Source organism: Desulfosporosinus sp. Tol-M2, from assembly GCF_059735615.1.
In genome coordinates, this window is sequence record NZ_JCAIJG010000026.1 from 17,318 (window position 1) to 39,548 (window position 22,231).

Here is a 22,231-nt window from a genome sequence, read left to right on the forward strand (position 1 = left end):
ACTTATAAAAAAAGCATTAGTTGACTATTAGAAAGTCAACCAATGCTTGTCGTGTTAAATAATTAAATTCAGAGTACTTGAATTTAATATTGTTCGCGAACTGGACGATGGCGCTGGTAGCACTCACGGCAATATACCGGGCGATCAGAATTTGGTTGGAAAGGAACCTGTGTTTCCACTCCGCAGTCCGCGCAAATTACATTAAACATTTCGCGTGTTCTTCCCTCTTGGGAATTACGGTTTGCTTTGCGTATGTTGCGGCATTCGCGGCAACGTTGGGGTTCGTTCTCGAATCCCTTTTCAGCATAGAATTCTTGCTCTCCAACAGTGAAAATAAAAGTAGCTCCGCAGTCTTTACATACCAGATCTTTGTCTTCAAAGGCCATGAAATATATTCCCCTTACGTAAAAAAATGTAATAGGCTCTGCCCATCCGTTTATATTATAACGCTAAATAGCCAAAGGCACAAGTCTTTTTTTCAATTCCCGCCGCTAAACACAAACCATAAATCGTTTTAACTCCGCTTCCGCTTAGAGCTCCTGCTACAGCATCAAGCGTTGCTCCTGTTGTCGTTACATCATCCACAATCCATACACTTCGTCCTGTAAGAGACCTCGGCTCCCGCACCGCAAACGCATCTTTCAGGTTATGCAGGCGGTCATGACGCGTAAGCTTGATTTGAGATGGTGTCGGTTTGATCCTTTCAACCCCCTCGATAATCGGTAATCCCAATTCCCAGTGTATGACCGATGCCAATACCTCGGCTTGATTAAAGCCCCGTTCTGCCAAACGGGATGCATGCATTGGCACAGCCACTACACCGTCAACAGCGGGAAGTTGGCTGATCGCCCAATTGGCAAAGGGGCGTGCGATTTCCATTAACCGCCGAGGTTGCGCTTCGAATTTAACCTTTTGGATAAATTCCCTTAATCCGCCGGAATAATGCCCCCAGGCTGTAACCAGATCAAGGTGTTTCGGACCCTTCCCAGCTTCGCAATCCAGGCAGCTTGCTTTCTCTTTAAGAATTAACTTCCCACACCTCCTACAGCGCCCCAGCTCCGGATGAAGATAGCCTGTTGTACAAGCTGGGCAGACTAAATCGCCCACTCCGCCACAAAATGCACATGTTTGAACTTCTTCATACCATAAAGCTCGGGTAATCTTAACCGCTTCCTTCCAAAACTCCTGCAAGGCTTCTACCCCTTTCTCGATGCTCGAGGTTCGTTATTCGAGGTTCGAATATTTGGGGTTGTTCTGACCCGACATTGTTAATGATTACTGTTTTTTATTTATGTGTCCTTACGCAGTATACCTAAATACTCTTCATAAGCAAACACCCGGCTTCTGCGGATATTTTCGGTTTGTCTTAGTATTCCCGATTCAACAAGCTTGTTAACAGCATTTGACACAGCATTAAAGGAAAGTTCTAATGCCACACTGGCTTTTTTAATGTCAATAATCGGGCTGCCTTCAAGATAATTGAATACTTTCATTACAGTTTTTGCAGCTTTGCCGGTGTTTTTTACCACTTCGACATTTCTATCATGCAGCTTGATAATCCTTTCGATTGTATTAATTGCATCTTGAGCCGATTCATAGGTTGCTAAAAGAAAGAATTTTATCCATTGCTCAAAATCACCTTTCACCCTGACTTCTGTCAATCGGTCATAATACTCAATTCTATTTCTCTTTAAAAAATAAGATATATATAAAGTCTCGTGACTCAATAGTTTTTTCTCAATCAGATAGAGTGCAATTAGAAGCCTGCCTATTCTGCCGTTACCATCCAAAAATGGATGGATGGTTTCGAACTGATAGTGAATCAAAGCGATTGTAATTAATGGATCTAGTTCATCCTCGCTGTTTATGAATGGAATTACGCCTTTAGAATAGAATGGTTATTTCATTTTGTAAATTATTTTGAAATAAAACGGTGGTATTTCATCCAATATATTTGCAAATACATCATGTGGTATTTTGACATTAAGAATATACAATAAACCTTAAATCATTTTTAGGACTGATACATTTCCGGACCGGATTGTTCGATATTCGGAAAGAAATATGAGACCATTGCTTCGTATTGATCCTGTGCCGATAGGCAAGTATCCATGAGATATCCTTTTTCAGTTTTGTATTCCTTAAGGCCGCGATAATAGAACAGTTTATGAGTATGGTCAATGATAAAAGGTAAAATATCGTTTTTTAGGCACTCTTTAAACATGATGATACGGCCCACCCGCCCATTACCATCTTGAAAAGGATGTATACTTTCAAATCTGTAATGGAAATCCACGATATTATCTATTGTAATATCTATTTTTTGATGATAATCAGTAAGTAGTTTTTGAATTTCACTGATGACTTTTGTAGGTGCCGTTGTCTTCATGTCTCCGACGACGTTCGGTTTGGTCTTGTAGTCGCCGACACGGAACCATTCTTTGCGTTCATCGGATGTGTTCCGTTTCAGGAGCCGGTGAAATTCCTTAATCATTTCCTCCGTCAGTTCCTCATCCGCATGAACAAGCATATAGTCAAAACAGGAAAAGTGGTTTACAGTTTCAATGATATCATCAACATTTGCCGCTTCATCTTGTTCCATATTGACAGTATTTGTTTCGTAAATGTACCGGGTCTGATCTTCAGAAAGGCGGCTACCTTCAATACGATTAGAATTATATGCAAGTTTGATCTGTGTCTGATGGTACAGACCGCCTTTGAGTTTCATTTCCTTTTCTTCCAGCAATCGTACCAATAAACGTTGCTTCATGAGCGTAACTCCTTTCTATATAAACCCATATTTATTATACCATATTTTTACTCCTCTTCATCGCCTTATTGGTGTCATCACCCGCAAAAAGAAGATTTCTTAGTTCACCTGCTACCTGAAAGGCGTTTTTACCATCAATATTCTTTTGAATTGAAGTTACCAGGATCCATAGAAATTATTAGAAATATGCTGGTCTCAGCCCAGCAACGCCAATCGAATCACGAATCTCGAATATCGATAAGCCCTAGCTCAAGAGCGCGCTTATTTTGCTCCTCGATCCACTGAACGGCGGTTCTCATGGCTTTTGTCCTCCGCTGAGACACAAAAACGACCCTTCCCCCGGGATTTTCTCTGGTTCGACCTACCCTTCCAGCCATTTGTACTAAAGCACGCTCATCGAAAACAGAATGATCTGCTCCCAGAACCACCACTTGTATCCGGGGCAGCGTGATACCGCGTTCCAGGATAGTCGTACTCACAAAGAGATCAAACTCACCCTGACGCAATCGCTTGATTTTAGAGGGACGATCCGGATCTGCACTGTAGCTGCCGTCAACACGCCAACCAGGAAAATACCTCCTGAAGCATTTGATCCACGGATCAATCCAGGATATCTTGGGGACGAATACTAACACCGGTCCCTGTACCCTTAATGAATTGATTTGAGAAGCCCATCCGCCTGTACACCCGTTTGGTTCCAGAGAGTGACGGGATTGTGCCCAAATTGGTACCGGCAAAGAGGTGTGATGGTGCCGCGCCGGAAGCCTGATAAGCCGCATCATGCCTTGCCTAACCGCCTTTAAGCTTTCAGATGAAGGGGTTGCAGTTAAGTAGAGTATTTTACCACCTTGGCGCAGAGCGTGGTTCAATCCCCACTCCAAAGCGCGGCTCCCCTGATAAGGAAAGGCATCCATCTCATCCATGAAGATCACATCAAAAGCACGCCAAAATCTTAATACCTGGTGCGTGGTCGCCAGGACCATTCTTCCGCCTTGAAATTTGATCGAAGATGTTCCGGTTAACACTTGAAACGGATAATTTGGAAAGTCCCGCTGAAGCCTTGGTGTAACGTCATTAATGACATCTTGACGTGGTGCGGCAAAAAGCACGGATTTTCCCTGCTTCAGTGTCCAAGCGGCAGACGGGAAACTTACCTCAGTCTTTCCTGCGCCACATGCAGCCCAGAGAAGTGCAGTTTCTACACGAGGGTCTTTGATAAATTGAAGCACTTGTTCGCTGGCTATACGTTGGGCCTCCGATAAAACCCAGTGCGGCTGAAAGATTACCTCGGAAGGACCGCCCGAGAGAGATCGTTCATCTCGATATAATACATCCAGAGAAGTGCTTGAGCCAATACTCTCGCAACTTCGACAGGTTGCAGCCATTTCGTACTGACCGGGCCACTCTTCCACATTCCTTTCCCCACACCGTTGACACTGCCAACTATTGCCTACTTTCCTCACCGCAGGAACCCACTTCGCCCTTCCCTGTTCCACGTTGAAATGGGCAAATTTTTTTATGTCATCCTCTTTAATCTTAAGTTCGCGGGCGAGACCCCGAAGATCCCCCATGGATAATTGCCTTCCCAGGGTCAGTTGATTAAATGCTTTCCCAGCCTCGTTATCTTGCTCCTCCGGTGAAACTTGACCAATCGTTAGAGCTGGGCCGTATTCCTTCCAGGTTAAGTCCGACGCATTCCAGCCAAACCCTTTAAGTATCTTAATGATTTCTAATTTACTATCCTTCCGAATGGATCCTTTGTGCCAGAAAGTAAAGGGGTCCCGCCGACGCAGCTGCTCTTGAACTGCCTGAATAGTCGCACAGGAGAGAGGTGCACAAAGATAGCTGACCACACTTGAATCCTGAGCGTCCCTCTCCCGAAATGGAGAAAAACCGACTCTGCCGTCTTTATTTAAGGTCAGAAAAAAGTGCATAAGTAACCCTCTCTCCTTGTTGCCTTTGCCGAGCATACTCAGCCAGGAGTTTAATATGTTGAGACGGTAGGAAATCCTGGTAACCCCGCCAAAGCAGCCGGTCTGTCGGGGTGAGTATGGCCACTCTATCCTCAATTTTTTGCGGTACACATTCGACCCAGCGATAGAGCCTGGCCGCCTCTTTTGGCTGCAACCGACGCTGCACCTCCGCAGTATCCCAAACAATTGACTGAGCCCATTCATACGCTTCCAGATCAAGTGGCTGCCAATAAATCACTTCTTCAACAGCCTGAAGTCCCGTATCCACGTTTCCTTCACATAACAGAAGCTCCGCCTGCTCCCGCCGCGTACCTACTTGAGTCTGATCCCAATTCAAACTCCTATCCCAAAGCGCCTTACTTTTAGCCGGGTCCTGTTCACGCCATTGAACGGCCTGGATATTCCAACTCTGTTCTTTCTCTAAGAGGTTAGGGTTTAGGAGTGCGCTCCCACTAAACAGGCACAGGATTAGACTTAGAACAAGCATTCCCTTGCTGCTCAGCATAGCCGTTAATTTGTGCCTTGATAAGGAAGGGCAAATGCGTTCTTCTCTTTTTTGAATGCTCCCCAATAGCAGCCAAAATAAAAATCCCAAAGCAGCAAAGGAGAAATCGGCATCCACCAAACTATGTAGTCCTAAAAAAGCCAAGGCTCCCCCTACTCGAACCTGAGTTTTTGTTGCTTCGAATTCCACCCTTGATTTGAGTAGTACACGATTCTTTTCCCAATACTTCCAGATCTGAGCAAAACTATAACTAATCCAAATCCCCACACTCAAGACGCCTGGAACCCCTTGGTTTAATAAGATATGAATAAAGCTGGAATGAGGGTCTGCCGTCCAATACGGAAAGCGTTGAACTGTGGGAAACGCCATCCACCCTCCGGCTTGGGGAAGGCCCCCTGCATTCCAAGCCAAGCTTATTCCGTCTTTAAAATAAACTAACCGTTCCTGCCAACTCGAAGATGAGAAACCACCAGATGTTAGATTATCCCATACCGGTCTACAATAAAGTAACATCAGGACCGCGCTCATAAGTGCCGGTATTATTACCCACAGTGCTCTGAGACTTCTCGCCTGAAATCTTTGTCGCAACTCATAGAATAGAGGGATACCTAACATAATCTGCCGGCCAATGAGCACTGCCATAAACAGTCCCACTCCTGCACGTGAACCCGTGCCTAATAAAGAAATTCCCAGGATGATCAGTACCGGTTTACTATGAGGATTAAGTAAAAGCACTGCTCCTAAAAAAGCCGCTGTGGCATTAGGGTAGCCAAATACAGAACTTAACCTTCCGGCCACTTTGCTCACATAAGGCAGCCAGCCTATCAAAGCTACAACAATAGCAAGCCGCTCCAGATATTGTCCTAAGTGTTGTTTTTCAGTTTCATTGGAAGAAATCCGTACCCCTAACCGATAGGTCAACCAGAAAATTCCCCAGCGCAAAGCTTCCAGCATTCCGTCCTTAACTTTGATGGGATGAAGAATCCCTAAAATAGAAAAAAGGAGCATTCCCCAAAGTAAGAAGTCCGTTAAACCAAAGGAGGAAGCCGTTTCGGTAACGAAATTGATCTGTCTGGATACGTAAGATACCAGTACATAGACAGCTAAAGCGAATCCGAAAATAAGCAATTCATTGGGGAAATATAGCCCATCAATAACACTCAAAGCAAGAAAAAGAGCCAGGGGGCGTGCTGTGTTGCTCCTAGCTCTGCTGACTTTTTGTAAAGTTGAACCAATCACTGGGCTGGGTTCTTCTGTAGAAAGAATTTAAGGGTGCCTTCAGCAACCAATTCTTCCCCAACATACGCCTTGCCCTGGGCGACTCCAAACGTTTTCCGGGATTTGATAAGCTCTACTTCCAAACGCAACTGATCTCCGGGAATCACTTGCCCCCTGAACTTGACGTTATCTAAGCCTGCAAACAACGCCAAATAGCCCACATAGGCCGGCAATTTAAGGATAACCACGGCTCCAACCTGGGCAAGTGCTTCCATAATCAATACTCCCGGCATAATGGGGTGACCTGGAAAATGGCCCTGAAAGAACGGTTCATTGCCGGAGACGTTCTTAATGCCGACAGCCCTTTTTCCTTCTTCTAATTCTATGATACGATCTACCATAAGAAAGGGATAACGATGAGGAATAATTTCCTGGATCTCCCGGCTCTGTAACACTGAAACTCCTCCTTTAATTCGATGCACGAGGCACGTGGCAAGATGCTTGATGTTTGAAAATCAAATATCGCGTTTCCCGCCTCACCCTTCGCTATTGCAGATATGAACCAATTTGTCTTATGATATATTAAAGTCTTTTATGTCATATTCAGTATTATTCTTCTAACTACCAGTATACCTTGTATTCGAGGTGCGATGTTCGATGTTCGAAAACCAAATATCGTGTTTCTCGCCTCGCACTTCGCGCCTCGCGCCCCGCACTTCCAGTATACCTAAGTTAGAGGCTGAAAGGAAGATGACTTGTCTGTGAAACCCTATAAAATTTTACATATTATAGGTGGGGGAGAAATTGGTGGGGCTGAGCAGCATGTGTTGACTTTGCTGAATGGAATAGATCGGACCCGTTTCACCCCACATCTTGTTTGCCTAACCCACGGACCTTTCGCCGCCCTTGCCCGCGAAACCAATATCCCCACTAAAACTCTCCCCATGCACTTTCCTCTTGACCTTTCTCCCCTCCCCGGCATCATTCGCTGGGCCCGGCAAAAAGGGATAGATCTTGTTCACACCCACGGTTCGCGGGCTAACCTCCTGGGTCGTCTGGGCGCAAGATGGTTGGGTATCCCCAACCTGACTACTGTCCATAGCTCTCTGGCCTACGATTATCTTTCCCCTTGGTCTGCCCGTATGGCTTTAGGAATTGACCGCCTGACCCTTCCCTTAACCTCCAGGATTATTACAGTCTCCAAATATTTAGCAAGAGAAGTTGCTTTGAGAGGTGGTCGAAATCTTGAAACCATATATAACGGCCAAGCCCCCATTTCTTTTGATGATCCGACTTCTTCTCGACACCAGTTCCGCATACAATGGGGAATCCCTGCAGATGCTCTCGTTCTCGGATCGATAGGTCGCCTCCATCCCACAAAGGGGCAGACTTATTTGATTAAGGCGGCAACTCAACTGCGCTTAGAATTCCCAACTCTTCACCTTTTGCTCATCGGTGATGGACCCCTTCGTCAAGACCTGGAATTCGAGCTTAAGCAGAGTACTATCCCCCATACTTTAACAGGCTACCTTCCCCAGGCCTATAAGGCACTTCCAGCCATGGATCTTTTCGTCTTACCTTCAGTTAGTGAAGGTATGGGGTTAGTCCTTCTGGAAGCAATGCAAGCTGGGGTCCCGATTGTTGCCAGTGCTGTTGGCGGAATTCCGGAAGTCATCCGCGCCGGGAAAGACGGGCTGCTTGTTCCCCCTGGCGATGTGGCAGAGTTAAGTGATGCCTGTTCCAGGATTCTCGACAATCCTGATTTGGCAAAGTCCCTTGTTTTTTCTGGCCTTAACCGCTGGCCTAAGTTTTCCATAGGTAATATGGTTAGCGAAACAGAACAAGCATACGCCCGCACACTAAAATAAGATTACCCCCGTCTGCTGAAGAACAGACCACCTGAAGAAAGTAAAAAGAAAGCATGGCAGGTGCCAAGCTCTATACAGATCAATGTATTCGTTGTTAAATCCCGATCAAACTCCGGGAATATAAGTACGGGATGTGTCGTGCCTTGAGCATACCCGCATTTTCAGCGTTAGAGTTAGCGCTGCCTCTTTCCTGATCCTTCAGCATATAATAATAATTATCCTTATCCTTATTCTTATCCTTGCCCTTGCCCTTATCCTTGTCCTGATCCTTATCCTGATCCTTATCCTGATCCTTGTCCTGATCCTTGTCCTGATCCTGATCTTTATCCTTTTGCTTATCCTTATCTTTACTTCTACTCTTGTCTATCCAAGAATATAACTCCTTGTTCGGTAAAAATAGTGTCCCTTTGGGCAGAAGTTTTTCCGTGCCATATTCACCTGGTATACCTATTGAACCCAAGTTTTGCTTCTCAGTGCCCGAAGTTTGAGGTAAAACGGATTGACGCTTATTCTTCTCCGCCTTGATCTGCACTTGAACCTGTGGATTTTCCAGTAGCCGGACCCGTTCTGATGTATCTTTTAGTCTCTCCGGTTGCGTCACGACTCCTGCCTTATCTGCAATCTGCCAAAGCGCATACTCACCTAAAGTAAGATCCCCTTTTTGAGCAAGCTCCCGTTCCTGAGAAGTCAGGGAGAAAACCGTAACCTGCGGGGTCAACCCTTTTTTCTTACCTATCTCTATGACCCATGAGATAATTTGATTCTCGTTAAGTTCCTCCGGAATTTGTTCCAAGGTTTTGTTGATCATCGGAGAGTATCCAACCACAACCCAATGCTGCTCAGAACTAAGGAATTTTTGATCATATGCCTGGACAACAATTTGTTCTAAGACCTCTTCAAGCGGTTTCCCCTTTAAGTTAATCTGACTCAGCATCCGTTTCGCATCTTCATTTTGAGTTTGAAATTTTAATAACTGCCCTTGACTGTCCAACTCAAACTGTACACTCGGATTAATATCAACCGATAGTAGCGCTACCGCGGTTGGCGCTTGATATAGGGTCCACCCCAGGAGGGTCGTTATTGCCAAAAGGAAAAGCGCAGCAGCCCCAACCCATATGCGTATCCCACTAACAAACTCAATCCATGGTTGGATTTGAACCTCTTCGCCCACCTCAGCGTTAACTCGTCTATAAACTTGGCGAAAGGCACCATCCTGACCAAGCACAGTATAACGTGACCCGGACTTTTCCAACACTACAGCTTTCATTTTACTCACCCTTTCGCCCCCCTATCACCCGTGAGTACATATTCACGTAAATAAACATAGTCATGTTGATTCGCCACCAATAAGGCGACCGCTAAAATATACTTTCTTCCCCGTTCTAAAACCTTTGGGTGAATCTGAGTTTTCAAAGCTAAGGATTGTAGGGGAATTCTTCCATTGCGTTCAACCTGAGACCACAACTCAGAGTCAAAGGCTAATTCTCGAGCCGCACGGAGTAGTGTCTCGCGGGAATCCCGATGTTTTGGAGAAACTTTAACCAAGTTATGATAGGTAAGCTGAAACGAGGCTAAAACTCTGGCAAACTGTTGAATTTCCTCCGCCCGTTCTTGGTTTTGCTCTTGCTCCCTAAACTCATCTATACCAAGAGATATATCGACCTCTCGTCCGAAGCCCTCCTGGTCGAGGGATATAGCCTGCCTCAAGCGATGCTTGCGATAATAATCGATCAGGCGGCGTTTCATCAATATACGGGCATAGGCTAAAAATGGGACCCCTTTATCCATGACAAACAAATCTACCGCTTCATTAAAGGCAATCAACGCTTCCGATAATTCATCATCCTTGCCCCATTCCAGGGAGTGGGAACACGCTTGGCTAGCCACATGACAAATAAACGTTTGATGTTCGGCCAGGAAAGCATCTCGGGCTTCCGGGTCCTCTTTCAAACGCTGCCAAAACCTTCTGTCTTCCCATTCTGGCATGTTACCCTTCCTCCTACTCTCTAATACGAAGCAATTTCTTTCTTTTAAGGGGTCTTGCGCCAGAATCCCTGCCAAAGGACTTTTATTACAAAACGCGGCAACACAACTTGGCGTTTCCAACGCCAGGGCTCTTTCCACAAGCGATAGAGCCATTCCAAATGAAGGTCTTGAATGCGTTTCGGCGCGCGAACCACAATCCCGGCCAAAGCATCAAAACTCCCACCTACCCCTATACTAACGGAAGCTAATCCGGGATGCTCTGCAAGCCAATACTCCTGGCGGGGTGCGCCCAACCCGACAAGCAAAACATCCGGTCGAAAATACCGGATTTTTTCTAATACTCCAGGTTCATCATCCGGGCTAAAGTAACCGTGCATAACAGCACAAGTTATCCCATGATTCTTACGTACAACCTGATTTGCTGCCTGTTCCGCCACGCCTGGTTTTCCTCCCAGAAAGAAAATCCGCCATTTACCCGCATGCGCAATGGGGAACAAAGTATGGACTAAATCAATCCCTGTAACCCTTTCTAATCCTGGAGTCCCTAACCTCCGGGCAGCCCAAACTACTCCAATCCCATCTGCTGTTACTATATCTGCTGAATTTATTAGCTTCTTTATCCTAACATTCCGTTCTGATGCATAGATCATTTCAGGATTAGCAGTAACAACACGGATCTGGAGCTGACCTTCTACCGCTTGACGGATCTGCTCCACCGTCTCTTGCATGGAATATGTATCTACGGTAATCCCCAGAATATCGACTCTCATAGAAAATCTTTCCTTTCCAATACGCGTGCCTCCGTATTAACCCATCCTACCTCACTATGAGCTGAATGGATGCTTGAATAGCACGCAAAAAAGCGCCTCTGCGTCCCTGAACACAGACAGCGTCACAGTGCCCCCGGCGTCATTCCAAACCCCCTCCGACCCAAGCCAAAGGAAGTGTCTTAGCTTAGAGAACACGTAGAGAGAAATCGCGTCAATGAGCGCAGGCGATGAAGCGTTAAGAAACGCATTGGTCGCACATTCAGGAAAGCCCAGAGGTTATGCGTTTTAGCGGCATCACCAAGCGAATAGCGATGGAACGTGTGCGACCGCGCTAAGACACTTCCTCCCTAAAAACATCCATTTAACATCTTACCCGTCCCTAAGACCACACAGGAAATGGGATCATCAGCTATACTGACCGGCAATCCTGTCTCGCGGGAGAGACGCGTGTCAAAACCGTACATCAGGGACCCTCCCCCAGTCATAACAATCCCTTTATCAAGAATATCAGAGGATAATTCCGGCGGGGTTCGTTCCAAAACTTCCTTTACCCCGGCAACTATCGCTTCAATAGATTCCTCGATGGCAACAAAACATTCTTGGGAATTCACCTTGATGGTCTTAGGCAAACCAGTAATCAAATTACGTCCGCGCACATCAATTTCCGCAGATGGACGACCCTCCGGTATGGCTGCCCCGATCGCAATTTTAATTTCTTCAGCGGTACGTTCTCCAATCATAAGATTAAGTTCCCGACGAATATAACGGCTAATGGCTTCATCAATTTTATCCCCACCAACCCGTAGGCTCCGTTTTACAACTATACCATAAAGCGAAAGCACTGCAATATCCGTTGTTCCTCCACCAATATCCACAACCAAGCTCCCGGTTGGACCAGAAATGTCCAATCCTGCTCCCAATGCCGCCGCAAACGGTTCTTCAACTACTTTCACATCTTTGGCACCGGCCTGGTAGGCCGCCTGTTTGACTGCCCGTTGTTCCACTTCCGTTACTCCTGAAGGAATACAAACTACGACACGTGTTTTGAAGAACGGCCAGCGTTTGGCGCCTGCTTTCTCCAGAAAATATTTCAGCATAAGCTCTGTAGTCTGGTAATCCGCGATCACCCCATCACGCATAGGACGCACGGCCACAATATTCCCCGGTGTTCGGCCGATCATTAACCGTGCTTCTTCTCCTACGGCAACTCGTTTATTCGTATTGCGGTCTATGGCAATCACAGAGGGTTCATGTAAAACGATCCCTTTTCCTTTAGCATAAACCAAAATACTCGCTGTACCCAAGTCAATTCCCAGTTCAATTCCAAACATCAGTGGGGATACCCCTTTCGTCATCAATAGCTTGTCCATCTCGACTTAATATATAAACAAATAGCATAATCTCCCTCACGGGAGATTCGCTATTGATAGTTTAGTACTAAAAGTCATTCGTGATTAATTCGCTAATCCCTTTATGGTTTTCAATAATTTTTCATAATCTCCTCAATTTCGTCAATATTCTTCTAGATTTCCTGGTATTTTTTCCGAGTGGCCTCCCCTCCCCGAATATGTCGTTCTGCCTTGTTAATTTCAAGAATATGCTTTACTTCCATGGATAGTTTCTCATTTACCAAGGGTAAACGTTCTGTCACATCTTTATGCACCGTACTTTTAGAGACACCGAATACGTCAGCCGTTTGTCTAACAGTTGCACTCGATTCCAATATGTAAGTTCCAATATCGAGCACCCGTTTGCGTATATATTCTTGCACTCAGAGCCCTCCTTCGTCCAACAAGTGTAGTACATTTATATGCATGCTCAACAGAAAAAGACATCCATAAAAGGATGTCCTCAGTTGGTAAATACTATGATGTTTAGGTAGTTATTTCAGGTTATCAACGCCTTCATGCTCACCAGTTTCTATCAAACTAATTATGTCACTGCCCGCCGTATAGTGTGGGAGAAGAGAGAACACTCCTCATCCAGGTATAAATAACCTAGCGAATTTAAGTCACTAGGTTATTTTTATCCTTTGCAGATTATGGGATATGCATATTATGTGGTAATTCCTGGATAAAAATATCCCATAATTCTCACAATCTTCATATAGTGTATAGGCGCCGGTTTAATAATGTTAAACCTGTTGCGCGAAGCAAAGAGGTGGTTATTGTCAATGTTAATCGGGATGCTGCACCATCGTAAACACCCGCAGAAAGTGATTAAGGCCTATGCTTATGCAGCTGTTGCCAAAGCAGAGGGCGCCGAACTACTTTATTTTTCTCCCCAGGGTATTGATTTAGAAAATAGGATCATTCATGGCTACGTCTATGAAAACGGAAGCTGGCAGAGCACGGAAAGTCTCTTTCCGAATGTGATTTATAATTCGGGAAGTCCCGAAAAATTAGAGCGGGCGGAAGAAGTTATTGCTAAGCTCAAAGAAGACATTCCGTTTACCACTTTTTCGATTGGAAATAAAATGAGAATCTATGAAAGACTAAGAACCGCAGGTGTATTTTCCCCCTATCTAATACCCTCTAAAATTATCCATTCCCCCGGAGGATTCTTCGATTTTATTAATCAGTATCGTAATATCGTTTTTAAGCCTGTCAATGGACAGAAAGGACAAGGTGTTACTTTCATTAGAAGGATCAAGGATCAGTTTCAGTTGTTAGTTTCTACGGATAATCATGACTTTAGTTATGATGAGTTGCGCGCCTATATCTCCGGCAAGCTTCAGGAGGAACCGTATCTGGCGCAGCCGTATATCAACTGCAAGACCCGGTCCGGACAGGTTTATGATTTTCGCATGCATGTTCAAAAGAACGAAAACGGCAAATGGGTCATTACCACAGTTTATCCCCGGATTGGACCTCATGGAAGCATCGTTTCCAATATTAATAGCGGAGGTTCCACTAACTATTTGGTACCTTTCTTGAAACAGGAATTCGGAAATGACTATTATGATGTCAAGCGCTACTTGGAACAATTTTCTCTTCAGCTTGCCGACCATATAGATCAAATACAGCAGAATACTTTTTCCGAAACAATTGATGAACTGGGAATCGATGTCGCTCTTGATGATCTGAGAAAAATTTGGATATATGAGATCAACTGGCGTCCGGGGTGCCCTCCGGCCTTTTATTTGGAGCTCGATGTCGTGAGAAATATGATCAGGTATGCGATGTTTCTAGCCAAGGAACATCAAACTAAAATTAATCCGCCCCCGCATGACTTATTACAATGAGGTGAGTATGTTGGCTTTTAATCCTAATGCGGAAAAACCGATCATCGCTGTTACCGGAAGTGCGGGAAAAACCATGGTAAAAGCTATGGTTTCCGCGATTCTAAGGGAAAGATGGGTCGTGTTTGAATCGAAGGATTATTACAATACGGTTGATAAGACGTTGGTTCATGCTGAAGAAATCGGCTTTGTTCACCGCGCGGCTGTCTTGGAATACGGGATGGCCTTCCCAAATGCGATTACGGAACACTGCCGGATCATCCGGCCCAATATCGGGGTTATTACGAATGTCGGACTTGCCCATATTGGTAATTTTGAAAACAAAATAGAAAGGCTCGCCGCCGCAAAATCGGAACTGATTGAAGGGATGAATCCCTCCGGTATTTTATTGCTCAATGCTGATGATGCTAATTCCAAGCTGCTGCACACCCACAACTTTGTGGGGAAGATTTTTACCGTAGGCATAAACTCAAGAGCAGATTACCAAGCCAACAATATTGCTTATTCAGAAAAAGGGATGACGTTTACGTTAGTTCTCCAAGGAGATGAGTATCCCTTCTTAATTCCCGTCTTCGGCGAGCATAACGTTTATAATGCATTATTGGCGATTGGAGTTGCTGACCAATTGGGTTTCCTCCCTGCCGAAATGCAAACGGGGCTGCAAACGATGAAAAAACCGAATCATCGTTTAGCCATTCATCGGTTGAGAGATGAAATCTCCGTCATTGACGATACCGTCCATGCTCATCCCCCAGCCGTAAAGGCCGCCATCGATGTCCTCCTGCACCTTGCCAAGCAAAAGAAAATGGCTATTCTTGGAAGTATGCCGGAACTTGGTGCGCGAACCTACCAAGATTACGACGATATTGGCCGGTATGTCGCAGATAAAAAACTCGACTTCCTTTATACGTTTGGCAAGAGTTCTGTGCATATCGGCGAGGGAGCCGTTAAGGCCGGATATCCGGCCAGTCAAGTGAAGCATTACAAACAATCCCATATAAAAGTAATGCAGAGAGAAATAATTCATTCCATAGAACCGGGCATGACAATCATGGTCAAAGGTGCCAGCCGCTTGAATATGTATGAAATTGTCCAGTTTTTATGCGATTATTATAAAGTTAAATAATTTAAATAAATGAGGGTTCATCATCATGAAAACAATACTATTTATAGGCACCCATAAGTCCGGATCAAGCCGGGAAGCTTTAAGGGCAGCTGAACAGCTCGGCTATTATACCGTGTTGTATACTGATCGGCCCAAATTCCTGGAAAACCGAACATCGTTTCCTGATGTTCACCTGATGCAGTTCTGTGATTTAAACAACCTCGAAGAAATAAAGCTGGATGTCCGACGCCTCATATTAAACGGCATCGAGATCTGCGCAATTGTCAGTTTTATTGAACCGTATTGCCATACTGCCTGCATACTGGCTGAGGAATTCGGAGTGAACCACTTTTCTACGCAAGCAATTCAGGCTATGCAGGATAAAATCCTTTCTCGTCAAATTCTCTCCGAGTCACCTTATAACCCTCGTTTTACGGTCTTAGGGGAGGGGAATATGCCGCTTTCGTCCACACCGATGAAACTGAAAAAGAGTTTTCCGTTTATCCTAAAATTACCCCATTCCTGTAGTTCCAAAGACGTCTTTAAGATTAATAACGCCAAACAGTTTAAACGCTATCTGGAAAAAATCTCCCAAAAATCAACGGACCCCATCTTAGTGGAAGAATTTCTGGACGGACCACAATATTTAGTGGAAGTCATTGTTCATCAGAAGAAACTGCACATTGTCGCCATTATTCAACAAGAGATCAACTATAATATGCGTTTTATTATTACCGGCTACAATCTCCTCCTTGATTCCCCTGAAGACTTTTATCAAGACCTGAGAGCAGCGGTCGAGGATATTGTCCTTATTCATGGCATGGAATCCGGCGCCTGTCATCTGGAAATGCGCCACGTCTGGAAGAAAAATGCGGTTCCTATTGCCCATGAAGATACTGACTGGGGACATCTTGATCAGAAAGAATGGAAACTCGTTGAAATTAACCCCCGAATTTCCGGGGGAGGCATGAATAGATTGATTGAGATAGGCCTGGGATTTAATTTAGTTCAAGAAACCTTAAAACTCGCACTTGGGCAGGAGCCAAATCTCATACCAAGGCATAAGCAAAATGTCTTCGCCCAGTATGTCATCCTCTCAGAAGCAGGGCTCCTGGAAAAAATCACCGGCAGAAAGAAGGCCTTCAACTGCCCGGGTGTCCAAGAGGTTTTTCTAAGACCGCGAAAAGGCGCACTGCTTGTACCTCCTCTCTCTATGGGGCATCGGTATGCCTATGTGATAGCTACCGGCGACAGTGAAGAATCAGCAAGAATCAATGCGAAATTTGCGGCTGCCCAAATCAAATTTTGGCTTTCACCCCCTCCGGAGCGTTTGCCGGACAATGGACGCGCTCCGCAAAAGCCGGACGTTGAGGCTGCGGATACGAAAGCCTCCAGTGAGAGGATTATCGAACCTCCCGAACCGGATAACATTTCCAAATGTCTGAGCATATTGTTAAAGGTTTGTAAACGTTCAACAGCTTCGCTCATTCCGATATTCATCCCCATCTCATGAACGGCAGCGCAGGCTGCCATTGCATTATAGACTTGATGCTCTCCATAGCCTGGCACGAATATTGGATACTCTGTATTTTCAAACGTTAAAACAAAGTCCATACCATTTTTTCTATAATGAACCTTCGAGGCTTGAAAATCCGCAGAGTTATAGATCCCAAAATATACAATCCGTCCTTTAAAGTTATTAAGCCCGATTGTTCTGGTCTTTTCATCATCGGCATTGACAATCAGAACTCCTTCTCCCAGGATGCTCACCATTTCTCCCTTAGCTCGGATATAGCCGTCTACTGTTTTACATCCATCCAGGTGATCAAGTCCAATGTTTGTGATGATCCCAATCGTTGGTTTAAAATAATTACCGCTATTGGTTATGTCGCCTGGTTTACCCACTGCAGTTTCAAAGACTGCAGCTTCTGTAGTCTCGTCTATCCCCGCCAGGTTACTTAAATGGCCGGTGCGACCGTTTGCCGAAGCGTTCGTGGCATGAACTTTAAACTTATTATTGAGAATATGCTTGATCATATCCTTAGTCGTTGTTTTTCCACATGTGCCGGTCACAGCTACCACAGGAGTCTGAAACGGACTTCGGTAATATTCAACAAATTGCCAATAAGCGATTTGGATATCTTTAACTAGAATAACCGCACACCCGTCCAGATTTTGTAAGCCTGCAAAATATTTATCCGTCATAATCGCACATGGGACACAACTTCGAATGATATCCCAATCGACGTTCCAGTTTGATTTTAAAAAAAGGAGCATATTAGGCTGCTTCATCTTTTCCAAGTAGTGTGCAACATCATTAATTAATAAATCATCTGTTCCTTGCATCACCACACCGTTCACCAATTTCCTGACTTCACCCACTGAAAAGGATTTCATGATTAAATTCACTTCCTTATGCAATAGTGTATGTCCAGTCGCAAGCTTTGGTAACTCTTACGGAATAAGGATTTATGCAAAATGTGCTTGTCGCATTATGTTTAACGATAATCAACGTCAGTAGTCTAAACCACCAACCTTGTGTGCCGTTATCCCTTCAATCTGATCGTTTTCAACGAGTCTTAAAATTATATAACCCGTCTCACAACGGTAATAGTTTGACTTTTTTTATAGTTACCTACCTTAGTGAACCCTTTCGCTAAAAATTCGGGCAGTGAGAGTGGAGTACAATTTGCCGTCAGTTCCTTGATCCCATGGGCCAGGCAATATTTTAATTGCTCCGTGAATAAGGCTCTAAATATACCTTGGCGTCGATAGGGCATTTCAACATAGATACCTCTAAACAAGGCCTCTTGGCCTTTGATGACACAACAAGCGCAGCCGATCGGGATTGATTTAGACTGCTCGGTGATAAAAGCAGCAAACCAAACGGCGCCCACCGGATTGAATATTATAACCCGTTCGCGGCCTGCTTTCGTTTTGAAGGGTGCTATCGTTGCAAATTTTGTTTGGCGAATTGTATAGTCCATCAGACCACTCCTTCTTGAACATAAATTCCGGCCTCGCTTTAATTGTTTGATTAAACCAACACCACCATTAATAAATAGTGTATGTCTCATTGTGGACTTAGGTGCCTTAGAGACCAGTGCACAAATATTCTCCACTTAAATTATTATTCTAGTACCGGATGTTCTGAATGTTCATATATTACACGAGAAAACCTCTTTACCAACCAAATAAAAGATGAAAGATAGCGTGATTAATTTTGAGCCGGGAAGGTGTGAGAAGGATGAATAGAGAAGAATTTCGAAAACAACTTATCGAAATATTAAACATTGACAATGAAGCAATTAATATTTTTTTTGATAATGATGACGATGATGATATGGAAGCAGCAGAAGAAGATGATGACGAGTTAGAGTTAGCTGCAGAAGCAGAGGACGAAGATGATGACGAGGATGACGACGAGGATGATGACGAGGACGAGGATGACATAGAAAAATATTATGAACCAGCGATAGAAGCCGGTTCATGTGTTGTAAAGATTACCAGAGATATGATTTTTCAAAGAAAGGCTTGTCACAACGCGGTTTGCTTTACTTGTCCAGACTTCGTGAACAACATTCCAGACTTCATTGGTCCAAGGAAAGTAAATTGTAATCCGATTGACCTTACCTGTCCGTCCGTTGTAAAGCTCACCGGAAAATGATTGTTCGGATGAATAAATAGAGCATCTTCACCAACCAAGTTGGAAATTATGCTCTTTTTTCTATGGAAAATTAAATGCTGTTTATAATTAATGAATTGCCCCTACCGGGGTCTTTGCACAATATCCCCATGCCATACTTCGTAGTGAAGTTGAGGTTGATTACTTTCGCTCTCAGCGGCACTATAAAATCCGACTTGACCGAGCGCATCCTGAATCTCTACTGTCTCCCCGACCTGTACTCGCAGGTTATCCAGACCCCCGTACGTGACCAGCCAACCTTCGCCACAGTCCAAAGTCACTTTCTGTCCTAAGATGGGATCTGCTCCCGAAAAAATAACTTTGCCCCCATGCGTTGCCCGGATCACCGTCCCCTCCGGTTCTGCGTAATCCATGCCGGCATGAAAGAGGTAATTATCAAAGGCTTCGGAATAATAATTTCCTACGTTTCGTAGAAGGCTCCCATGGACTGGACATGGGAAATCCTTACTTGTTTGATCATCCGCAGTCATTTTTCCTGTCTGAGTTTGCATTACCGGAGCTGTTCCCCCGACCTCTGGATAATGTGCGGTACGCGCTGACACTGCTTGGCCTATCTGATTGGTTATCATTGGTGTACTCTCTTGGGAAGAAAAAGATAAGGTACCACGGTACCCCGAATAAAGAATCATGCCTCCCAATAATAAAAAGAAACCCCCCATCAAAGCCCAACTTGTTGACCCTTTCCAACAGTTCATTCGACTCACCTCTGAATCTAGCCTTGCCAAATGACACTGCATTTAATCTCCATTATTCCTGCCTTAATATACTTTTGGCTTACTGTTGAGCGATAGCTAAGCACCTGGATAAGCTCAACTAACATTAAATGAAGTTAATACTCTATCTAACGTGAATTTCCTTGATAACCTAACGCCATGAGCTTAGTTCCTGGATAATAATGGTTTAGTATTTCATCAACTTTTAAATTCTTCTTGGCCAAATCATTCGCTCCCCACTGGGACATTCCCACTGCATGCCCATTACCATATGTCGTAATTATGAGACGCTCCGGTTGGACAACCCATTCAATGTCCGTTGAAGAAAGTCCTAACAAGGTTCGCAGTTGGGTTGCCGGGTACACTTTTCCCAGCACTCTTACACTCTTGGCTCTTCCGACCGATGTTCTAACTAAAACTTGAAAATCCCCTGAAGTTAAGGAAGGAGAGGAGGCTGTAATTTCCAATTTCTTATACAGTTCCTGGGGTGTAAAACTAATGCTCTTCACATAACGTTGTAAATTATCTTCTCCCGAACTAACGTTTTGCAGATAGGAACGGGATGAACTCCACACCTCCTCCGATCGCTCAGTTGATTTTCTTCCACTACTACTGTGGTAAACAGCCTCGATATAATCCCCATTGGCCACGAGGACCATGCTACGCGTTCCGGTCACAGCTGTATTTAACTTTCCCCTATACTTCCAATAATTTAACCATCCCCACTTATCCCTCATTTGCTTATCGGACAACCACGCCTGAGTCTGCACTGTAGTATCCACATCATATCTACCATCAGGCAAATTACTTTGGCTTAATCGTTTCGCAGTATAGGTCCGGGCTGCAATGGCTTGCGCCTTCAAGGCTTCCACCTCAAATTCAGCAGGCATTTCAGCTGCAACAACCCCCAAGAGATACTCCTCAAGCGGTAATTTAACAACACTACCGTTAGGCATTAATACTCTGATTTCCACATCATCCATTATCATACTCTCTTTTTGCCAACGCAAAACGCTCCATGGAATTATCAGGATAATACAAAGTGATAATCCTATAAACCATATCCATTCTTTTTTCATCAATCCTTCCTCCGGTACAAGCATGATGCTTAAATCTATGCGGAAGAGATCAAGAATATGGCTGACAAGAATATTATAACAAACAGAAGAGAAGGAGGAGCCGATATTAGGCGGCTTTCTTTTTGTATACAATTTGAACCATGGGTATGGGTATAACCTGCTGGGGAATTTAAATAGGGCTTGCAAGCCAAACCCCGTTTCTCAGAATCTAGTCAATAATCACGGTATTGAATCCTCCCATGAGCCTCCACCAAATTTGGACAAAAAGAACTCTGAACTGACGCTCCAAGTTCATCACCAAAAAGTGCATGGCAATCATGCTCTCTGCCGTCTTTTGTAATTTGGCATAGATGCGGTCAAGGCTGTATGATCTCTTCTAGCTTTTCACGGGCTTCGTTGAGTAAGCCTAGATCGGTAGGGTATTTGATATCGGCCGGGATGGAAGTCGCTTTAATCCATATCCATCCGCGAAAGCTGTTTTAGCTGATCACGCTTGCCGTAAATAACGGCGGTAACCTGCACCTTACTATTTTCTTCGTCAATCCAGAAATAAATGATAAAGTTTTTCACAGGCATTTTTCGAACGCCACAGCTGCACCACGGTTCTTCCTCGGTCAACGTAACCCGCTGCGGAAACCGTGAAAGCGACGAAATCGAGCGCTCCATTTTGGTGAGCAGACGCAAGGCAGCTTTCGGTGCTTTTAACTCGGAAGCAATGTATTTTACGATTTCCTGCAGTTGTTCCTCCGCCTGTGTGGTGATTTTAACCGTATACGTATTGTCTGCCATAATCTATAATCCTCGTCTTAAATCAACGAACACCTCAGAAGCTGGACGAGAATGGTCAGCTTTTGCTTCATCCAAACCATTCTGCATGATTGTATTGAACGTGTCGGCATCCATTTCATCCCGTGCCATTGGAGCGACGGGAAGCGACAAGGAAAACGGAATGCTTTTGGTCATAACAATTTGCTTGTAGAGCATATTGATAACAACGGAAGCCGGAATTCCCAGTTTTGACATGATAGCTTCCGCTTTCTCCTTTATTTCTGGCTCGACACGTGCGAGAACATTTGCTGTTTTAGCAGCCATAATAACACCACCTTTCCTTTAAACTATTATATTCTATTGTATAACGTTTAGCAATACATTATTCAGCTTTATTTCTGACTCCAAATTTCAGTTTTGCATCTTCTAACGCTAATTATTGAAATAGAGATAGGCGTCATCCCTTGCGGGACAACGCCTATCTCTTGCATTTCCGTACCGGTTTGGGGTATGATTCAATAAGTTTCCC

At 44.5% G+C, this 22,231-nt stretch carries 23 protein-coding genes and 2 pseudogenes; 5 read left to right on the forward strand and 20 right to left on the reverse strand.

What is annotated here, in order from left to right:
• Nucleotides 1–83 precede the first annotated feature (83 nt).
• The 8 genes and pseudogenes from AC6I5A_RS01055 to fabZ form a co-directional block, all read right to left on the reverse strand.
• Entirely contained in the window at nt 84–386 is a 303-nt protein-coding gene (locus AC6I5A_RS01055; protein ID WP_034610710.1) for a zinc-ribbon domain containing protein, read from the reverse strand.
• A gap of 55 nt (nt 387–441) precedes the next feature.
• Nucleotides 442–1,191, reverse strand: a complete 750-nt coding sequence (locus AC6I5A_RS01060) for a ComFC family protein (protein ID WP_034610711.1) — start codon at nt 1,189–1,191, stop codon at nt 442–444.
• A 98-nt stretch (nt 1,192–1,289) separates the two neighbouring features.
• Nucleotides 1,290–1,646, reverse strand: coding sequence for a hypothetical protein (locus tag AC6I5A_RS01065; RefSeq protein ID WP_497900388.1), 357 nt, complete (start codon nt 1,644–1,646; stop codon nt 1,290–1,292).
• A 108-nt stretch (nt 1,647–1,754) separates the two neighbouring features.
• Nucleotides 1,755–1,877 (reverse strand): annotated as a pseudogene (locus AC6I5A_RS01070) (Fic family protein); the annotation flags it as partial.
• A gap of 137 nt (nt 1,878–2,014) precedes the next feature.
• Nucleotides 2,015–2,770: a Fic family protein gene (locus AC6I5A_RS01075; RefSeq protein ID WP_034610713.1), complete on the reverse strand. Its 756-nt coding sequence runs from the start codon at nt 2,768–2,770 to the stop codon at nt 2,015–2,017.
• Between the two features lie 218 nt (nt 2,771–2,988).
• A complete protein-coding gene (locus tag AC6I5A_RS01080; protein ID WP_034610715.1) occupies nt 2,989–4,704 on the reverse strand; it encodes a DEAD/DEAH box helicase family protein in 1,716 nt (571 codons plus the stop codon).
• On the reverse strand, nt 4,679–6,487 hold the full coding sequence (locus AC6I5A_RS01085) for an O-antigen ligase family protein (RefSeq protein WP_034610717.1): 1,809 nt from the start codon (nt 6,485–6,487) through the stop codon (nt 4,679–4,681). The genes AC6I5A_RS01080 and AC6I5A_RS01085 overlap by 26 nt, the downstream gene beginning before the upstream one ends.
• On the reverse strand, nt 6,484–6,921 hold the full coding sequence (gene fabZ / locus AC6I5A_RS01090) for a 3-hydroxyacyl-ACP dehydratase FabZ (protein WP_034610720.1): 438 nt from the start codon (nt 6,919–6,921) through the stop codon (nt 6,484–6,486). Before fabZ ends, AC6I5A_RS01085 begins: the two co-directional genes overlap by 4 nt.
• A gap of 306 nt (nt 6,922–7,227) precedes the next feature.
• Between fabZ and AC6I5A_RS01095 the strand changes: the two genes are divergently transcribed.
• The gene (locus tag AC6I5A_RS01095) at nt 7,228–8,334 is read left to right on the forward strand and encodes a glycosyltransferase (RefSeq protein WP_034610721.1); all 1,107 of its coding nucleotides are present in this window, start codon (nt 7,228–7,230) and stop codon (nt 8,332–8,334) included.
• Between the two features lie 94 nt (nt 8,335–8,428).
• Here AC6I5A_RS01095 and AC6I5A_RS01100 read toward each other — a convergent pair whose 3' ends face one another.
• The 5 genes from AC6I5A_RS01100 to spoIIID form a co-directional block, all read right to left on the reverse strand.
• Nucleotides 8,429–9,601, reverse strand: a complete 1,173-nt coding sequence (locus AC6I5A_RS01100) for an anti-sigma-I factor RsgI family protein (protein ID WP_497900391.1) — start codon at nt 9,599–9,601, stop codon at nt 8,429–8,431.
• 5 nt (nt 9,602–9,606) lie between these two features.
• Nucleotides 9,607–10,320, reverse strand: a complete 714-nt coding sequence (sigI, locus tag AC6I5A_RS01105) for an RNA polymerase sigma-I factor (protein WP_034610724.1) — start codon at nt 10,318–10,320, stop codon at nt 9,607–9,609.
• Between the two features lie 44 nt (nt 10,321–10,364).
• Nucleotides 10,365–11,090 (reverse strand): WecB/TagA/CpsF family glycosyltransferase, encoded by a 726-nt coding sequence (locus tag AC6I5A_RS01110; RefSeq protein ID WP_034610727.1) that lies wholly within the window; start codon nt 11,088–11,090, stop codon nt 10,365–10,367.
• Nucleotides 11,091–11,437: 347 nt separating this feature from the next.
• Nucleotides 11,438–12,421: a rod shape-determining protein MreB gene (mreB, locus tag AC6I5A_RS01115; protein WP_034610730.1), complete on the reverse strand. Its 984-nt coding sequence runs from the start codon at nt 12,419–12,421 to the stop codon at nt 11,438–11,440.
• 191 nt (nt 12,422–12,612) lie between these two features.
• A complete protein-coding gene (gene spoIIID, locus AC6I5A_RS01120) occupies nt 12,613–12,861 on the reverse strand; it encodes a sporulation transcriptional regulator SpoIIID (RefSeq protein ID WP_034610732.1) in 249 nt (82 codons plus the stop codon).
• 402 nt (nt 12,862–13,263) lie between these two features.
• On the opposite strand from spoIIID, the gene AC6I5A_RS01125 reads away from it, so the two are divergent.
• The 3 genes from AC6I5A_RS01125 to AC6I5A_RS01135 are packed head-to-tail and all read left to right on the forward strand — an operon-like array spanning nt 13,264 to nt 16,949.
• Entirely contained in the window at nt 13,264–14,334 is a 1,071-nt protein-coding gene (locus AC6I5A_RS01125; RefSeq protein WP_034610735.1) for a YheC/YheD family endospore coat-associated protein, read from the forward strand.
• 7 nt (nt 14,335–14,341) lie between these two features.
• Nucleotides 14,342–15,457 carry a UDP-N-acetylmuramoyl-tripeptide--D-alanyl-D-alanine ligase gene (locus AC6I5A_RS01130; RefSeq protein WP_034610737.1) on the forward strand — a complete coding sequence of 372 codons (1,116 nt, stop codon included), beginning with the start codon at nt 14,342–14,344 and terminating at the stop codon, nt 15,455–15,457.
• Nucleotides 15,458–15,482: 25 nt separating this feature from the next.
• Nucleotides 15,483–16,949: an ATP-grasp domain-containing protein gene (locus tag AC6I5A_RS01135; RefSeq protein ID WP_497900389.1), complete on the forward strand. Its 1,467-nt coding sequence runs from the start codon at nt 15,483–15,485 to the stop codon at nt 16,947–16,949.
• An 11-nt stretch (nt 16,950–16,960) separates the two neighbouring features.
• Here AC6I5A_RS01135 and AC6I5A_RS01140 read toward each other — a convergent pair.
• Both AC6I5A_RS01140 and AC6I5A_RS01145 read right to left on the reverse strand, forming a co-directional pair.
• Nucleotides 16,961–17,833: pseudogene (locus tag AC6I5A_RS01140) on the reverse strand (Mur ligase family protein); the annotation flags it as partial.
• 188 nt (nt 17,834–18,021) lie between these two features.
• The gene (locus AC6I5A_RS01145; RefSeq protein WP_034610739.1) at nt 18,022–18,423 is read right to left on the reverse strand and encodes a GNAT family N-acetyltransferase; all 402 of its coding nucleotides are present in this window, start codon (nt 18,421–18,423) and stop codon (nt 18,022–18,024) included.
• A gap of 260 nt (nt 18,424–18,683) precedes the next feature.
• On the opposite strand from AC6I5A_RS01145, the gene AC6I5A_RS01150 reads away from it, so the two are divergent.
• Nucleotides 18,684–19,103, forward strand: a complete 420-nt coding sequence (locus tag AC6I5A_RS01150; RefSeq protein WP_034610741.1) for a hypothetical protein — start codon at nt 18,684–18,686, stop codon at nt 19,101–19,103.
• A gap of 101 nt (nt 19,104–19,204) precedes the next feature.
• On the opposite strand, the gene AC6I5A_RS01155 is transcribed toward AC6I5A_RS01150, so the two are convergent.
• The 5 genes from AC6I5A_RS01155 to AC6I5A_RS01175 all read right to left on the reverse strand — a co-directional run bounded on the left by AC6I5A_RS01155 (nt 19,205) and on the right by AC6I5A_RS01175 (nt 22,026).
• On the reverse strand, nt 19,205–19,711 hold the full coding sequence (locus tag AC6I5A_RS01155) for a murein hydrolase activator EnvC family protein (RefSeq protein ID WP_497900390.1): 507 nt from the start codon (nt 19,709–19,711) through the stop codon (nt 19,205–19,207).
• 272 nt (nt 19,712–19,983) lie between these two features.
• A complete protein-coding gene (gene spoIID, locus AC6I5A_RS01160; RefSeq protein ID WP_034610742.1) occupies nt 19,984–20,934 on the reverse strand; it encodes a stage II sporulation protein D in 951 nt (316 codons plus the stop codon).
• A 208-nt stretch (nt 20,935–21,142) separates the two neighbouring features.
• Nucleotides 21,143–21,286, reverse strand: a complete 144-nt coding sequence (locus AC6I5A_RS01165) for a hypothetical protein (RefSeq protein ID WP_497900392.1) — start codon at nt 21,284–21,286, stop codon at nt 21,143–21,145.
• Nucleotides 21,287–21,384: 98 nt separating this feature from the next.
• Nucleotides 21,385–21,723: a type II toxin-antitoxin system RelE/ParE family toxin gene (locus AC6I5A_RS01170; RefSeq protein ID WP_034610745.1), complete on the reverse strand. Its 339-nt coding sequence runs from the start codon at nt 21,721–21,723 to the stop codon at nt 21,385–21,387.
• 3 nt (nt 21,724–21,726) lie between these two features.
• Nucleotides 21,727–22,026, reverse strand: a complete 300-nt coding sequence (locus AC6I5A_RS01175; protein ID WP_034610747.1) for a type II toxin-antitoxin system RelB/DinJ family antitoxin — start codon at nt 22,024–22,026, stop codon at nt 21,727–21,729.
• Nucleotides 22,027–22,231 lie beyond the last annotated feature (205 nt).

Coding starts and splice junctions, on each gene's coding strand:
- AC6I5A_RS01055 (WP_034610710.1), bottom strand. CDS start 386: ATGGCCTTTGAAGACAAAGATCTGGTATGTAAAGACTGCGGAGCTACT.
- AC6I5A_RS01075 (WP_034610713.1), bottom strand. CDS start 2,770: ATGAAGCAACGTTTATTGGTACGATTGCTGGAAGAAAAGGAAATGAAA.
- AC6I5A_RS01080 (WP_034610715.1), bottom strand. CDS start 4,704: ATGCACTTTTTTCTGACCTTAAATAAAGACGGCAGAGTCGGTTTTTCT.
- AC6I5A_RS01100 (WP_497900391.1), bottom strand. CDS start 9,601: ATGAAAGCTGTAGTGTTGGAAAAGTCCGGGTCACGTTATACTGTGCTT.
- sigI (WP_034610724.1), bottom strand. CDS start 10,320: ATGCCAGAATGGGAAGACAGAAGGTTTTGGCAGCGTTTGAAAGAGGAC.
- AC6I5A_RS01110 (WP_034610727.1), bottom strand. CDS start 11,090: ATGAGAGTCGATATTCTGGGGATTACCGTAGATACATATTCCATGCAA.
- mreB (WP_034610730.1), bottom strand. CDS start 12,421: ATGTTTGGAATTGAACTGGGAATTGACTTGGGTACAGCGAGTATTTTG.
- AC6I5A_RS01125 (WP_034610735.1), top strand. CDS start 13,264: ATGTTAATCGGGATGCTGCACCATCGTAAACACCCGCAGAAAGTGATT.
- AC6I5A_RS01130 (WP_034610737.1), top strand. CDS start 14,342: ATGTTGGCTTTTAATCCTAATGCGGAAAAACCGATCATCGCTGTTACC.
- AC6I5A_RS01135 (WP_497900389.1), top strand. CDS start 15,483: ATGAAAACAATACTATTTATAGGCACCCATAAGTCCGGATCAAGCCGG.
- AC6I5A_RS01145 (WP_034610739.1), bottom strand. CDS start 18,423: ATGGACTATACAATTCGCCAAACAAAATTTGCAACGATAGCACCCTTC.
- AC6I5A_RS01150 (WP_034610741.1), top strand. CDS start 18,684: ATGAATAGAGAAGAATTTCGAAAACAACTTATCGAAATATTAAACATT.
- AC6I5A_RS01155 (WP_497900390.1), bottom strand. CDS start 19,711: ATGATAACCAATCAGATAGGCCAAGCAGTGTCAGCGCGTACCGCACAT.
- spoIID (WP_034610742.1), bottom strand. CDS start 20,934: ATGAAAAAAGAATGGATATGGTTTATAGGATTATCACTTTGTATTATC.
- AC6I5A_RS01170 (WP_034610745.1), bottom strand. CDS start 21,723: ATGGCAGACAATACGTATACGGTTAAAATCACCACACAGGCGGAGGAA.
- AC6I5A_RS01175 (WP_034610747.1), bottom strand. CDS start 22,026: ATGGCTGCTAAAACAGCAAATGTTCTCGCACGTGTCGAGCCAGAAATA.